Source organism: Nocardia sp. NPDC004278, from assembly GCF_053602975.1.
The window spans coordinates 1-14,631 of the sequence record NZ_JBSGEQ010000075.1; the positions used below are offsets into that span (position 1 = coordinate 1).

At 64.9% G+C, this 14,631-nt stretch carries 13 protein-coding genes and 1 pseudogene; 8 read left to right on the forward strand and 6 right to left on the reverse strand.

The features are described 5' to 3' along the window. Window positions 1-307 (forward strand): MmyB family transcriptional regulator (locus ACWEO2_RS43425; protein ID WP_452410726.1); only part of this gene is annotated, 307 nt, incomplete at its 5' end. 799 nt (window positions 308-1,106) lie between these two features. Here ACWEO2_RS43425 and ACWEO2_RS43430 read toward each other — a convergent pair. Further along, window positions 1,107-1,733: a hypothetical protein gene (locus ACWEO2_RS43430; protein ID WP_452410727.1), complete on the reverse strand. Its 627-nt coding sequence runs from the start codon at window positions 1,731-1,733 to the stop codon at window positions 1,107-1,109. A gap of 107 nt (window positions 1,734-1,840) precedes the next feature. Here ACWEO2_RS43430 and ACWEO2_RS43435 point away from each other — a divergent pair, with 107 nt between their 5' ends. Continuing rightward, on the forward strand, window positions 1,841-3,631 hold the full coding sequence (locus ACWEO2_RS43435; RefSeq protein ID WP_452410728.1) for a helix-turn-helix transcriptional regulator: 1,791 nt from the start codon (window positions 1,841-1,843) through the stop codon (window positions 3,629-3,631). Window positions 3,632-3,667: 36 nt separating this feature from the next. Here ACWEO2_RS43435 and ACWEO2_RS43440 read toward each other — a convergent pair whose 3' ends face one another. Further along, window positions 3,668-3,862, reverse strand: coding sequence for a hypothetical protein (locus ACWEO2_RS43440; protein WP_452410729.1), 195 nt, complete (start codon window positions 3,860-3,862; stop codon window positions 3,668-3,670). Between the two features lie 710 nt (window positions 3,863-4,572). Here ACWEO2_RS43440 and ACWEO2_RS43445 point away from each other — a divergent pair. After that, the gene (locus ACWEO2_RS43445; RefSeq protein WP_452410730.1) at window positions 4,573-5,601 is read left to right on the forward strand and encodes a hypothetical protein; all 1,029 of its coding nucleotides are present in this window, start codon (window positions 4,573-4,575) and stop codon (window positions 5,599-5,601) included. Between the two features lie 139 nt (window positions 5,602-5,740). Beyond that, the gene (locus tag ACWEO2_RS43450; RefSeq protein ID WP_452410731.1) at window positions 5,741-9,964 is read left to right on the forward strand and encodes an nSTAND1 domain-containing NTPase; all 4,224 of its coding nucleotides are present in this window, start codon (window positions 5,741-5,743) and stop codon (window positions 9,962-9,964) included. Between the two features lie 3 nt (window positions 9,965-9,967). On the opposite strand, the gene ACWEO2_RS43455 is transcribed toward ACWEO2_RS43450, so the two are convergent. The 3 genes and pseudogenes from ACWEO2_RS43455 to ACWEO2_RS43465 all read right to left on the reverse strand — a co-directional run. After that, a complete protein-coding gene (locus ACWEO2_RS43455; RefSeq protein ID WP_452410732.1) occupies window positions 9,968-10,642 on the reverse strand; it encodes an RNA polymerase sigma factor in 675 nt (224 codons plus the stop codon). Window positions 10,643-10,673: 31 nt separating this feature from the next. Next, on the reverse strand, window positions 10,674-11,171 hold the full coding sequence (locus ACWEO2_RS43460) for a hypothetical protein (protein ID WP_452410733.1): 498 nt from the start codon (window positions 11,169-11,171) through the stop codon (window positions 10,674-10,676). Between the two features lie 300 nt (window positions 11,172-11,471). Continuing rightward, a pseudogene (locus tag ACWEO2_RS43465) lies at window positions 11,472-11,639 on the reverse strand (transposase); the annotation flags it as partial. A 23-nt stretch (window positions 11,640-11,662) separates the two neighbouring features. Between ACWEO2_RS43465 and ACWEO2_RS43470 the strand changes: the two are divergent. Then, a complete protein-coding gene (locus ACWEO2_RS43470; RefSeq protein ID WP_452410734.1) occupies window positions 11,663-11,863 on the forward strand; it encodes a hypothetical protein in 201 nt (66 codons plus the stop codon). A gap of 614 nt (window positions 11,864-12,477) precedes the next feature. On the opposite strand, the gene ACWEO2_RS43475 is transcribed toward ACWEO2_RS43470, so the two are convergent. Then, window positions 12,478-12,666: a hypothetical protein gene (locus ACWEO2_RS43475; protein ID WP_452410735.1), complete on the reverse strand. Its 189-nt coding sequence runs from the start codon at window positions 12,664-12,666 to the stop codon at window positions 12,478-12,480. Window positions 12,667-12,867: 201 nt separating this feature from the next. Between ACWEO2_RS43475 and ACWEO2_RS43480 the strand changes: the two genes are divergently transcribed. From ACWEO2_RS43480 to ACWEO2_RS43490, 3 genes are all read left to right on the forward strand, one after another. Continuing rightward, on the forward strand, window positions 12,868-13,302 hold the full coding sequence (locus tag ACWEO2_RS43480; RefSeq protein ID WP_452410736.1) for a PPOX class F420-dependent oxidoreductase: 435 nt from the start codon (window positions 12,868-12,870) through the stop codon (window positions 13,300-13,302). 442 nt (window positions 13,303-13,744) lie between these two features. Beyond that, window positions 13,745-14,035: an MmyB family transcriptional regulator gene (locus tag ACWEO2_RS43485; protein ID WP_452410738.1), complete on the forward strand. Its 291-nt coding sequence runs from the start codon at window positions 13,745-13,747 to the stop codon at window positions 14,033-14,035. Further along, the gene (locus ACWEO2_RS43490) at window positions 14,032-14,244 is read left to right on the forward strand and encodes a hypothetical protein (protein WP_452410737.1); all 213 of its coding nucleotides are present in this window, start codon (window positions 14,032-14,034) and stop codon (window positions 14,242-14,244) included. Before ACWEO2_RS43485 ends, ACWEO2_RS43490 begins: the two co-directional genes overlap by 4 nt. The last annotated feature ends 387 nt before the right edge of the window (window positions 14,245-14,631 follow it).

Sequence of the window (14,631 nt, forward strand, 5' to 3'; positions counted from 1 at the left end):
GAGTTGGGAGGATTTCATCTCCGATTTGTGTTCGGAGAGTGAGAGTTTCGCGTCTTTGTGGGCTCGTAATGATGTGGCGGTTCCGGCGAGTCGGACGAAGCAGATCCGTAATCTGGCGGTGGGGGAGTTGGAGATGTTTTTGACGAGTATGAGTTTGCCGTCGTTGCCGCATGCGTGGATGCAGGTGTATACGCCGACTGATGAGGTGGCGTGGGGGAAGTTGCGGGAGTTGTTGGCGATGACCGAGGAGCAGCGGCAGCGTCCGTGGATCGAGCATCGCGAGCGGTACCACGTGGCGGCGGGGTAAAGCGTGGAGGGTTCGGTGCCGGTTCCCCGCGTGTATGAGGTCGGAAAGTTGGCTTTGGGTGCCGACAGGGGAAGGTTGGGCGCCGGCGAATCACCAGTCACTGAACACAAGTGAGATCTGGCGTTCGGGCTGGTCTATCACGAGAGTGGTTGTAGCCTTCCGCTAGACCTCGTAATGGGTAAGTGATGTTGTAGCTGCCAGTTCTCCATGACCATGGAATAGACCACGCCGTGCACCCGCAACTGTGCTTCCGCGGTGATCGCGCGTACGCCACTTCTCCTGCTACCCACTTCCGTCGAAATTCCGGGAACTGCCACAGTCGTTGATGGGCTTTCTGTGCCCACTCGGTGTCGCGGTAGCCTCCCATGAGGCCGCGATGCCAAGCGACGCCGAGATCCACCTGATCGTCCCAGTTGGTCATCACTGCTTTGGCTTCTTCTCCCATCGTCGTGCAGACCACTTCGGACGAAAACGACCGTAGTGCAGAGGATTTCGGACAGCGACTCCAACCGAACTCGTCTGTACATGGCGGGAAAAGGCCAGGTCAGTTGTGTAGATGACTACGGAAATTCACACCGATCCGTCCGGCCGAGCCGGTGTTCAATAAACGATTTCCGACACCTATGCTGACGACATTGTCGCCGCGCGCAGCGGAGTCGGCCCTAGGCAGAAACCGATGCCGTTCCTCGGCGAACAAGCGGTGGTCGCCGAGGAGTGGTGAAAGTCGCCGGTCGCTGGATCACCGGCCGGACCATCCATGCTGGCGGCGGGCATGTCTGAGCCGGTGATCCCGCCGGTGTCAGAGGGTGCCGTTCTCGATGTCGTGTTTGAGGGTCGCCTGGTAGGCGCGGTGGGATGAGATGCCGTTGTCGGCGGTGAAGCCCAGCAGCAGCGGGTTCGTGGTGAACGTGATGTGCTCGTTCACCGTCGTGGTGCCATTGCCGTTGTCCACGAACGTGATCTTCTGGTGGGTGATGACGCCAGGTTCGTCGTAGCTGTCGGTGAGGTAGTAGTGGTCGGCCGGGTAGAGGCGCTGTTCGGCCTGGGTTTTCGCCGGGTAGTCGACTGAGCCCATCGGAATGTTCTCCAGCGCGGTGAAGTCGATGATCTGCGGGCCGGTGCAGGTGCGGTGCGTGATGATGTCCGTGAGGAACGGATGCCGCCCGATATCGTTGCGCAGGTTCGAGTACACCGTCCACACCTTTTCGAGCGGGGCGTTGATGGTGATCGGCAGATCGGCCGTTCGCGTCGCCGTGTCGGAGGAGGGGCTCTTTTGCTCGGCCTGATACGCGGCCCAGCCGGTCTGCCAGCCGGCGGTGTAGGCGTTGGGGGTGTCGGTACAGCCCGGTGCGGAATCTGCCTGCGCCACTGGTGAACCCGTCGCCGCGAACGACAGGGCCAGCGCGCATCCCACAAGATATTTCACGGGCGGACTGTAACGCGTTCTCGTGCCCTTCGCTCGATTTTCGACGTCGCTGCCGACGCCGTACCAAGGTGCACCTGGCTGCCGACGGCGCTATGTGATCCGACGCGGTGCAGGTTGCGCACCGAGCTGGTCTGATCACTGTCGACACCAGTGGCGCACCGGCGCTGGTGCGGCTTGCCCATCCGCTGCTCGGCGAAGTACGCCGGGCGCGCAGCTTGCCCGCCCGGTTACAGGCGTTGCGAAGCAAGGTCGCACGCGAGTTGGAACTCCAGGACAACTCTCGCGGGCCGATTACGCTGGTCCGGCGCGCGGTGCTGATGTGTGAATCCGACCTCGCACTCGACAGCGACCTGCTGATCGAGGCCGCCCGCGCGGCGCTACGGCTGTCGGATCCGATCACCGCGGAACGCCTCGCCCGCCATGCGGTTGCAGCTGGCGGCGGCCGCCGGGCCCACCGCGTGCATGTGGGTGGGTTGGTCGATGCGCAACGGTCCCGGGAGGCATACGAGGTCACCGGCATGCTGGCGGAGTCCGCTTCCTCGCCGCGAGAACGTGTTCTCATGGCCATTTTCAGTGCCGTGGTCAAGGTCACGATGGTGGGTCCGCCCGATGACGACTCCCTGATCGCGCTGGAAAACGATGCCGCAGCAATAGGTCTGGAAGGCCCTTATAACGCGGCTCTGGCGTTTTCGGCCGCTGCTCAGACCAAACCGTCACTCGCGGTCGAGGCAGCACAGGCGGCGCTGGACTCAGCAGAGCTGTTCAACGAGGGCTACGAGTTGTTCGCTGTCATCGGGCTCACTGCGGGCAACGCGATGCTCGGCCGTTACAGCGCCATGGCGGCACCCGCCGAACGCGGATATGTGATGGGCCGAAACTCCCAGCGCACTGCCACCATCGCACTCCTGCACGGCTTTTATCACTTGGTTGGGCTCTGCACCGGCGGCTATCTCACCCAAGCTACCCAGCTGGTCGAGCGACTCACCCACGAACCCTTGGAATTCCCCCTTGCCTATTCCTACTGGTCGTTCATCGATGGACTTGTCGCAACCGCCCGGGGAGATCTGGCCTCGGCTGTCCAACGGTGCCGGGAAGCGCGAGCAGTGAGCGTGTCCGCAGAGTCCACCTGGACGCAAACCTCCGCTCTGCTGTACCAGGTCATCTCAGTCGCTATGAGCGGCGACGCCGCGACTGCGGCTGCGTTGTTGGAGGAATACCAGCCAGCGGGTCCGGTCGCTGAGGCTCTGCGTCCACGCAGTGTCCACCTGCTCGCTCGGGCGTGGGCCCGCGCTGCTGCTGGAGTCACCAGCCGTGCCGTAGCACTCGCTGTCCAAGCTGCCGAGATGGCGTGTGAACAGCAGTTCTTCGCCCATGAAGTCCTTTGCCGCCAAACCGCGGTCCAGTTCGGCGACCAGAACCAAGCACGACGACTCACCGAACTCGCCGCGACCGTCGAAGGACCACGTGTCGCGGCCGCCGCACTACACGCCACCTCCCTCGAACACGGTGACCCTGACGGTCTGTGTGAGGCCGCCCGACTCTATGAGCAGTTCGGCGATCGGATCGCGGCCGCCGACGCTGCGGCGCAAGCGTCGAACTTGTTGCGGGCCCACGGTCTTCGTGGCGCGGGTCTGACTGCCGCGGCGTCCGCCGACCGGCTCGCCGCGGCGACGGGCGCCGCCACCCCCGCGCTACGCGCGCTGCAGTGCCCGAGTGCGTTGACCGCGCGGCAACGCGAGGTGATCGCCCTCGTCGTCGCAGGCCTGAGCAACCGCGAGATCGCTGAGCAACTCGTCACCTCGGTCCGCACCGTGGAGGGCCACCTGTTCCGCGCTTCCCAACGCACGGGCATCAACAGCCGCGAAGGGCTTGCCGCACTGGTAGACCACCGCCCATGACACATCGAAACCTCCTACTCACCCGACCACGGCGGGTCAGGCGCGGATCAGCGCGAACCGACTCCAGCGACTGGCGATCTCCTGAGCCATCCGCATGGCAGGGATCCGTACTTCACGGGGCTGTGGATGACCATCGTTGGCGACCTGGAACAGGATGCCCGCCGACTCACATGATTGAAGCGCCGCATTGGCCTCGGCGATCGTCGTGCCCCACTGGGCTTCGGCCCCCACCAGAGTTGATACGAGACCGTTCAGCCGTGAGAGTTGCACACCCGCTTCCGAGTCCCAGTCGCCGACGCCTGTGATGCGAGCCGAGTGGTCGACCCGTCGCCGTCCCAACCTTTCGCGTTCCAACACGGTTGATCCCACTGTCAGCACTTTCCCGAGTCGGACGGAGTAGGGACAGCCATGGGAGACATCGGACCGGTTCGTCGGCGCATCGAGGTGATTCCGGAAACCCAACCGGTACTGCCGGTTCCGCACGAACCGGAGACTCCGGAGCGACCTACGGTGCCGGAGCCCGCCGCGTCCCCGCGTGAACCTGCCCACGCGCGGTGAACCCGCATGATATCCAGTCTTTTTGCGTGCAGAGGTGATTCGTGAACACGGCACAGGACTCGCGGAACCGCGCCGCGGTGGCGCGGATATTGGACTCGTCCGATCGGCCGGTGGGGACCGGGTTTCTCGTCGGTCCACGGACGGTAGCCACGTGCGCGCACAGTGTCACGGCGGCAGTCGGTGGCGATCCACACAGTCTGCAGCGACCCTATGTCCCCGTCGGGGTGGATTTCCCGTGGTGCGCTGATGGCAGTCGGGTAATCGCTCGAGTGCGCGGCTGGGTGCCGGAGTATGCCGATGGCTGTGGCGATATCGCTGTGCTGGAACTCGATGCCGCACCACCGGCAGCAGCGAGTCCACCCTCAATGCGAGGGACCGACGGTATGACGGCCACCGGATTTCGGATGCTGGGAGTAAGGAACAGCGGATTCGGTATCGTTGCCGTGCGCGGCGACTTCCGGACCCCGGTATTGGATATGAGTGTGGTAGCGCTGGAAGTCGCGCACCATATGCCACCGATCTCCGACTGTTGCAGTGGTGCCCCCGTTTGGGACGGCGGGGCGAACACAGTGATCGGTATGGCGACGGTCCCGGACCGGCGATCGGTCACCCGCACCGCCTACATGATCCCGATCCAGGATGTGCTTCGCGTTGTCGGATCCCTGCAAGCCCCCGACGCCGACATGCGGGAGTTCTACGCTGAGCCGGATTCCGCCGCCGAGCCGGTGGTCGGCGTCTACGGGCTCCGGACGTTCACCGTCTACCACGGGACGCTGCGGCCGGTGTTCAAGCGGGGCGACGGCACCGCGTGGCGCGACGGAACGTGTATCGCCGAGTGCATCACGGGCGCGCGGCATCAAGCTCCGGCCGACGGCTGTACCTGTGGCGTGTACAGCTTCCGAGATCTGAACCACCTACGGCGGCAGTATTGGGAGTCCGCCACGATCGTCGGCGTCATTGCGCTCGAGGGCCGGGTGGTCGAGGGCGACTCCGGTTGGCGAGCACAGGCGGCGCGTCTCGTTGCGTTGTGGGAGCAGGTCCCTGGAGTGGTGTATGGGTTACCGGGGGTCAAGCGGTATCGACAGGTGGAAGACATGGTTCGTGCCTATTCGGGCCTCACCGTGGGCACCTCGTCGGAAAGTTCCGCCCGGAGACATGCCTCGCCCTGGCCTGTCCCGTCGTGGACTTCGCTGTCCGGTCCCAGCCCGAGACCTGTGGCAGCAAGCCCGACACCGCTGTGGATCCAGCGGTCAGCCCGAAGAGCACTGGACGGTGTCCGCGAGTTCGCGTTCCCCCTCCTCTGTGTAGGAGTGCCGCTGGCGATCTTGGTGTTTGCGCACGGACTGGTCGTCGTCCTGATCGGAATCTTTGTCTTGCTGGCCGGCACAGTGGCAACTGTGCTCGTGGATTGAGGACTTCCCTACGCGCCGAGGGCCGTTCGGTCCGTGGGGAATTCCGGTCTCCGGTCGCCTGCCCGTGCTCGGCGACGATTCCTTCACACCATCGGCGGATTTGCTACGCTTGCCGAACTTCCCCGGGAGGGTTCGACGCGTGCAAGAGATTGCGGAAACCGGTCGGCTCGGCTGGGCCTCAGTGCGGATTCTCACGCCCACCGGCGATGTGGTCGGCGCGGGATTTCTGGTGCGGCCCACTCTGATTGCGACGTGCGCGCACGTCGTGTCGGCGGCACTGGGCCGGGAACCGACGGACGACAAAGTGCCCGAAGAGCCTGTGGCCGTGGACTTTCCGTCGGCGGATGCCGCAGTTCCGATGCTCGCCCAGATTCGGCACTGGTCCCGCATCCGCGAGGACGGCCGCGGCGATATCGCCATCCTGGAGCTCCTCGATTCGCCCCCGGATTCCATTGCGCCGCTGCCGTTCTGGCCCGCCGACCAGCCCTGGGGTGGGGAGTTCCGGATGTTCGGATTTCCGGCCGAGATGCCCGGCGGCGTCTGGGTGTCCGGCGAGTTTCGGGCCCCGCAGAGCCAGGGCTGGGTACAGCTGCAGGCAGCGACCGGCGGGCAGCCGATCACCGAGGGGTTCAGCGGAGCCGCCGTTTGGGACACCGAGGCGCATGCCGTGACCGGAATGGCGGTCGCCGCCGACCGCCGCCGCTACACCCGCACCGCGTTCATGCTTCCCATCGACGAGGTGCTGCGGCTGAATCCGGCGCTGCTGTCGAGCCCGTATCGCGGTATGGCGCCGTTCGACGAGGAGCACGCAGAGTTCTTCTACGGTAGGGACGACGATATCGCTCGGGTGCGGGAGACCCTGCGGCAGAGCGGTTTCGCCGCGGTGGTCGGACGTTCCGGTACCGGGAAGTCCTCGTTGATCCGAGCCGGGGTGATACCGCGATTGCGGCAGCAGGGGCGGCAGGTCGTCGTATTCCGGCTCAGCGGTGACGCCGCGACGGAATCCGGTGTGCGCGCGATCGGCTCCGGCATCGCCGCGGACGAGCCACTGTCGACCTGGTTGATCGAGCAGGCCGGGCCCGCGCCCGACGACGATGACGCGGCCGAACTGCTGCAACAGCTTCCACCGAGCGGCACGGTGTTGTTCGTCGACCAGTTCGAAGATCTGGCCGTGGCGGCCCCGCGGCAGGCCCGTGCGCTACTGCAGGCGTTGCTCGAGCTCACCCGCGCCGACACCGAGGGGCGCCTGGCGATCGTGCTGACGTTGCGTTGGGACGCGTTGGACGATCTACTCGACGCCGAACTCGCCGAATTCCTCGGCGGCACCACGGTTGCGGTGGCCCCGCTGGGCCGTGCCCAACTGCGCGACGTGATCAGCCGCCCCGCCGCCCGTGCCGGAGTGATGCTGGACGATGCGGTGGTGCAGCGGCTGATCGACGGTGTTTTCGACCAGCCCGGCGGGTTGCCGTTGCTGGCGTCGGTGCTGTCGGACCTGTGGGCCCGGCACACCGGCGGCCGGATCACCCTCGCCGATTACGAAAACGTCGGTAGCGTGGAGGTTTCCATCGCCCGGCGGGCCGAGCAAGTCATGGCGCAGTTCACCGATCCCGCCGAGCGGGCCGACGCGGAACGGCTTCTGAAACTGCTCGCGGTGCCGACCTCGAGCGGCGCCGGATTCCTCCGAGCGGTGCTGCCGATGCGGGAGTATCCCGAACTCCGCGGTGTGGCCGGGCGGCTGGCGCTCGACCGCCTGGTCGTCGTCGGCCGCGACAAGAACGGCGCGGACACTGTCGAGCTCGCACACCAAGCGCTCATCGACAACTGGGAACGGCTGCACGACCTGCTGCAGTCCGACCGCGACTTCCGCGCGTGGCAGCAACACCTCGCGCAGGACCTCGACAACTGGGAACGGCGCGGTCGCGAGCACGACGCGCTGCTGCGCGGCACCGCCCTCGAAGCCGCGGAGGACCACCTCGAGGACCGGGAATCCGATGTGCCGCAAGCACATCGGGAATTCATCGCGGCCAGCCGCCGGCTGCGTGGGCGGGAGGTGCGGCGCCTGCGGGTGGTGGCCGCAGCGCTCACCGTTCTGGTGGTCGTGGCCACGTCGATGGCGGTGGTCGCCTACCGGAGCAGTGTGGCTCGCGCGGCGCAGTTGCGGTTGCAGGCGGGGCGCAGCCTCGCGGCGGAATCCATGCGGGTGGCCGACTCCGACCTGGACAAGGCGCTGCAATTCGCGCAGGCCGCAGCGCGGTATGCGCCGGACGACGAGATGGTGCGGACGGCACTGCTGTATCAGCAGGTGCGGTTGTCGTCCGTCACGGATTACCGGACCGGCCTGTGGCGCGATGCGACATTCGGGGCGGCAAGTGGCGACGGGTCCGAGGTCGCGGTCGCCGAGGGCCGCGACGTCACAGTCTGGGCCGGTCTGCTCGGCGATGAGCCGATGCCGTGGCGACTTCCACCGACCGCCGGGAAGGTCGCCTCGCTGAACCTGAGCCGGAACGGCTCCGCACTCGCCGTGGTGACCGACGATGGTGCGGTCGCCGTCTGGGATGTTCGAAACCGCACCGGTCCTGCGTTGGTCCGTCCGCCGGAGCCTGCGCCGCTGCTGCCCAATGGCGTGTCGACCGGCTGGGATCAGACCGGGCGCTGGCTCGCGGTGCGACTCAACCGAGCGCAGGTCCAACGGGCAGAATTGCAGCAGGCCCAGCACACCGACCTGCTGGAGGTGTATGACATGGCGGGTGCCGGGCCTGTTCTGGTCTCTTCCCCGCCTCCACTGGGAGATTTCGCCCAGTTTCCGGACTTTGTCGACCCGACCGGCACCATGATCGTGATGCGCGAGTCGCAAATCGGGATCACGCGCAACGTCGTGCGCGACGCCAGGACTGGACAGCCGATTCGGGAATTACCGACCGGTAAGATCACCTCGACCGGCCTGGTCGTCGGATGTTCCAACGACCAACTGGTCGTCTCGGACGCGCTGACGGGGGCCGAACGTCTACGGACGCCGCGCGGCTCGGGCTCGACGACCGAGGATTGCAAGTGGGCCGTCGATAGCAGTGGACGGTACGCGTGGTCGACGAATATCCTCGCCGGCGATACGCTCGGCCAGACTCACCTCATCGACCTAGGGACCGGCCAGGCATTCGTTGTCCAAACAGCCAGCCCTCGGGATATGTCGGCCACTGTACTGGTCGCCCATGCCGACGACGGCCCGAGGCTGGCACTGTTCACGCCGAGTGGCCTGCTCCGCTTCGCGCCTGCCGTGGCGATCTCGGACATGAACGTGTTCGCCGGGCCGGTTACCGAACAGCGGATTGTCAAGTGGAGTCCCGACGGCTCGTTCGTTGTGGAAGTCGCATGCGGCCCAGAAGATGTGAACGCAACGGTGCGTATCGTCGAAATGACCCCCGCCATAAGGGAAGTCGCGCGTATCTCGGTGGCTGTTGCCGTGCGTGGTTCGATTCCGCCCGAATCTGCTTACCGGATCACTGGCGACGGGAAGCATTTCGTCGTGGCCGGTGCGACGGGTGGCATCACCATCTACGCGCTGCCCGGACTCGGTGTCGAGCAACGTATTTCGTTACCTGTCCCGCCCGAACTCGGACCTGGACTGCGGCGACCGACATCCATCATGCAGCCCGGCGACGACGAGTTGGCCGTCTTCCATGCGGGCTCGGTCACCCGGTGGCGGATCAGCGATGGGAAACAGCTCGGCCAGACCGTGCGGACTTGGCGCGACACCGACGAACTGGTGTGGATGGTACGGGCTGGCGCGCAGGCGGCCCTCGTCCCGACGCACAACGACCAGTTCTTCACCGAGAACATCGACGGCGACACCGTCCGGGCCCTGGATGACGGACGAGTGCTCCGCACGGTACCCGTCAAACCGATCGATCGCGGCAAGAGGCAGGATGCCTTCGTCAGCCCTACCGCTCCACACATATACATCAGGTACGACTCCGGGGAAGACACCGTGGAGAACTTCGACAGCGGTGTGGAATCTCCTTCCGCACAACCGTTTCCGTCGGGCAATGGGGTTGGCATGACCGACGATGGTCTGCTGGTGGTCGACCACCTCGGGACACTCGAGATCTGGGACTTCGATCGCAGCGCAAAGATCTTCGATGTGACGATCTCGGGTCAGCAGTATGGGGATCTCTCCGGAGATGCCCTGTATGCGCTGAATCCCGGCAGGTACTCCGGCAGCGGAGGTGTCGGACGGTACACGATCAATCTCGACCGCGATGACGTACTGGGACGGCTCTGCGCGATCAGTGACCGCGACTACACCCAGGCCGAACGTGACCAGCTCCCGGTGGGTGCCGACAACACCCCACCCTGCCGAGGGATCTGACGATCAAGCGACCTGCTCTTCGAGGTATTTGCGGACCCGCAACAGTCCATCGTGGACGTATCCCTTGACGGTGCCCTCCGCCACGCCCATGACCCGAGCGGTCTCCTTGTAGGTGTTTCCCTCGTAGGTGTAGATGATGACCGCCTGGCGTTCCCTCGGCGGCAGTGCGTCCAAGAGCCGGATCAGCATGTCCCGCAAGGCGATCATGTCGTCGAAGGGCAGGCCGGCATGGTCGGCGAGGACCGAGAGGCGTTCGTGCCCATTGGAATCCAGCCGTTCCCGGTCCTTCGCAGTCCGGACCATGGCATCCTTCACCAGGTTTTCCGCCGTGGTCCACAGGTACTTCCGGAGCCCTTCGACGTCGGTGATGTGGTCCGGCCAGCGCGCGTACACCCGCATGAACGCGGTCTGGACTATGTCGTCGGCATCGGCACGGCTGCGCGTCAACTTGGCGATGCGGGCCAGCAGCATCTCGCTCGCCGACTCGTATGCCTCCACCAGCATTTCGGCGAATGCCTGCTCCCGCTGCTCACCACCGCGGGCGATCCGGATGACGGCCGGTTCGGTATCGGCGGTGAGCAGCGTGAGCGGAGCCTGCGCACATTCGTGCAACACCACACGCAGCAGGGCGGCAAAGGAAATATCACGGGCCTGGGCGGGATCGAGTGGCGCGCTCATGTGGTCTGGCTCCCTGTCGTCTCTCGGTATCCTATGCCCGATACTCGAGCCACCGCGTGGTCGATGTCGCCGAGGTCAGGATGATCGTGGCGATCGGGAACACGGCCACGAATATGGCGAACAGCGGGCTGCCGATCACACCGTAGTCATCGGAGGCTCCGGCAACGGCAAGCACGACCACTGCCTCGATGATGCTGTAGGCGATGTCGACCGCACAGCCGATGACGATCAGCCGACGGGCCGAGGCATGCTTGCGAAACATCTGGATGCCGCCAGCCAGCAACAGCGAACCGACGAGCAAGAAGACCGGGATCGAGATCGCGAAAAGCACTTGCGCCCCATTGGTTTCGCCCTCCGCGTCGAGGTCGCTCAACATCGCTATCCCGACGATGAGCACAAGAATACTCAGCAGCCGGTGCGTACCGCCGAGGCAGGCGAGCACCCCGGCCGTGATGGCGGTCCCGCCGCTGGGCGGCGGCACCGGGTGTGAATGGGCAAAGTCGCCAGGGGTGGCGGGGTTCTGCATCATGGCGGATTCCTCCTTATCGAACTGGGTGTTCGTAGGGATCAACCGCCGTGGGTCACGAAACGTTGGGTCCGCGGGAGCGCAGATTCGGATCCGTTGCCGCGGCGCCGTGAGCGTGGGCGCGAGCAGGGCCGGCCGGCGGCACCACACGCCGCTCCGCCCGCACAGAATCGGCCGACGAGCTGCTGGTCAACAACCGCACCGGATACCGCGTAAACGTTCTCGATGAATACAGGCCCCAAACCGGCCGGGTCAATGTGGTGAACCCGGTGCGCGTTGATGACGGCGACGGCGTAGGGCAGGTCGGTGATGCTCGCCTTCGGGGATCGCCGCCTTGGCGCGGCGTGCCATGATCCCCGCCCGCTCCGCAGGTGCTTCCACGGCGGTGTCGTTCCAGCTTTGGGGCATGAACAGCTGCCAGTCCAGCGGTGCGGACGCCGTATCGGTGACCGCGCGCACGCTGACGGCGAGGTGGTGACGAACTGCTGCAACCGTTGTGGACGGAGGTTGGGCCGGATCTGAGTTTGGAGATGATCTGGGACCAGATCGAGAACGCCGTCACCAAGGGCGAGCTGCGCAGGGCGGTGGCGGTGACCGATGAACTTGTGCCGGTCGGCGACGCCAAGTTGGACGGGCAGCGGCTCGAGGAACTGGCAGCGAGCTGGCGGCGGTGCGGACGTTCCTGCCGTCGATGATGCGGGTCGTCGAGTTCGGCGCGACCGGCGAGGAGCCGCCCGACCGCATTCCCGCCTTCGTCACTACGCCAGTCCGCACGAGAACCGATAAGCAGTCGAGTCGAACCCAGGTGTTCGCCCACCAGCACGGCCACGTCGTTTCCGGTGTTCGCGATCTGATCGGCCCGCTCTGGAATGACAGCGCGGATATGTTTGTGCCGCAACAGGGTCCGGGTACTCGCCGACGAGTAAGCCCTGTCGGCGAGCACCCGCTCCGGACTGTTCCGCGGCAGCAGAATCTGCTTGTTCGAACGACGTTGGTTTCCGGCTCCGTTGGCCATCGGACTCTCGGTCAACCGGGGCCACGTCAATCGACCGTCTGGGTGAATGTCGAAACCGTCTGTGCACGACGTCTTTGTTCGGTCTGGGGCAGAGACACCGAGGGTGATCCCCACGGGGATGTTGACCGGGGCAACACTTCGGCGTTACGGAGCGATCGTAAGCGTGCCGAAATCACTTGGAACGCAGGATATTGCACCGAAATGCAAGTATGAGCAGGCCTGATGGACGGCTGCGCGCAGCTTGTCGATCGGAAGGGCTGTCACGGTCTGTTCACCGCATCTAAGATGAAGCGCTCATGTCAACTCGAACACGGCTGAAAGGTATTCGATGACGAAACCCGGCTTGAAATTCTGGGTCTCCACTATCGGACTCATTGCGGCACCACTGGTGATGACCGCACCCGCCGCGGCGGAGGGTTTGCCATTGACCCCGGCGGTGACCGACTCGGCAACCGCGGTTGATGCACCACCGCCGTGCGTCAATTACCCCGGCAACATCCCCTGCAACCTGTCCACATTTTCAAGCTCGATAGGTGTGGGCCGCTAACTGGACGTCCGTGCCGACGGCTCCCGGCCCCTACCCCAACGAGCGGCGGAGGTCGCAGACTCCGCTGCCGGTCTCGCAGTGGGTCCATCCGCGGCTGAGTCGTTGTCGTCTTCTTAGGTCGTCCGAAGGAGCCGCCCGTGTCATTCACCGATGAAGAGGTCGCCTTTCTGCAGTCACAGGCGCTCGCCCGGCTTGCCAGTCTCTGCGCCGAAGAGCAGCCGGATGTGGTCCCGGTCGCCTTCGAGTTCGACGGGAGTGGCTTCTGGGTGGGAGGCTCGGGTGCCTCTGTTCTGCGCACTCGCAAGTTCCGCAATGTCGGGCAGGGCCATCAGAAGGTCGCCCTTGTCGTGGACGACATGGTCTCGTCCGATCCGTTTGTCGCGCGTGGCATTCGGGTGTACGGGGAGGCGGGCGGACCTGTTGAGCGGGTGGGCATGGTGGCCCCCGGCCACTACCTGCGCATCACGCCGACGATCTCCTGGAGTTGGAATATGGCGGGCGAACCGGTTGGCGAGACCTGGTACGAGTCCCGACGAGCGGTTCACGCCCGGCCTGGGCAGGGCGTCGGCTAATCGGGCCAGCCTGCCGGAGAATTGGCGTCGATCAACGGCTTTTATGACGCCAGGCGAGTCCCGCGCGCGGCAGCGGCTTCTTCCGCGCGGCTCCGGCCAGACCGACCCCCTGAGAGTTCGTGTCGCGTTAAGTCGGCTATACGGCTGTCTTGGAAGTTCATCCACGCGACAGGTGGGTCCGAGCGGCATCTTTACGCTCTAGTGCAGACGTCTCTCATAGCTACCCCTTTCCGAAGTTCTCCTGGCTGGAACAGGGCGCCAAATCAATGTCAGCGTGCAGGTTTTGAATGCGGTGGCGCGGACTTTTTCGTTGGATGCGGCGGAGAAGGCGCATTTGTATCGGTTGGCGGATGTGTCGACGGTGCCGACGGCGCATGCGGGAACTGCTCTGCCGGAAGAGCTTCAGGTGATTCTGGATCATTTGGAGCCGTTGCCGGGTGTGGTGCTCAGTCCGCGTTATGACGTGCTGGCTCACAATAAGTCCTATGAGGCGTTGTGCCCGGGTTTCGTGCGGGGTGAACGTAATGTGGCGCGTCGGGTGTTTCTGACTCCGGAGTGCTGCACCATAATTGGGATGACTTGCGGCGCATGGTCGGATACTTGCGTGGTTCGTATGCGAAGAATCTGGGTGATCCGGGTTGGGAGGATTTCATCTCTGATTTGTGTTCGTAGAGTGAGAGTTTCGCGTCTTTGTGGGCTCGTAATGATGTGGCGGTTCCGGCGAGTCGGATGAAGCAGATCCGGAATTTGGCGGTGGGGGAGTTGGAGATGTTTTTGACGAGTATGAGTTTGCCGTCGTTGCCGCATGCGTGGATGCAGGTGTATACGCCGACTGATGGGGTGGCGTGGGGGAAGTTGCGGGAGTTGTTGGCGATGAGTGAGGAGGAGCGTCAGCGTCCGTGGGTGGAGCATCGGGAGCTGCATCACGCGGCGGTGGGGTAGTGCGGGGTGGTTGCGTGAACGGCTTTGGTTCGGGCTCTGTGCGATGGCACCTTCTGTCTGGTGCCGATGCGTGAAGAAGGCCTGGCCACCATGCTCGAGATTCCTTGCAACCGCCGACGGTACGACCGTGGTATCGAGGGCTATCGGCTGTGGGTTTGCGATGCAGTACGTCGAGGGCGCGATGTGGCTCGGCCGATCCGCGACAGTGGCGGAGTGCTGCCGACGCGGCAGGCTATGCCGGTCTGCCCGCCCGGTAGGGGTGCGGGCTGAGCTGTGTTGAGGCATGGTGGGAAGCCATGAGCGACAACCGAATCGAAGACCGCTGGGCGATCAGCGAGTTGATGACAGGCTGGATCCATCGGGACAAGGAGCAGTGGGACGAGCTGG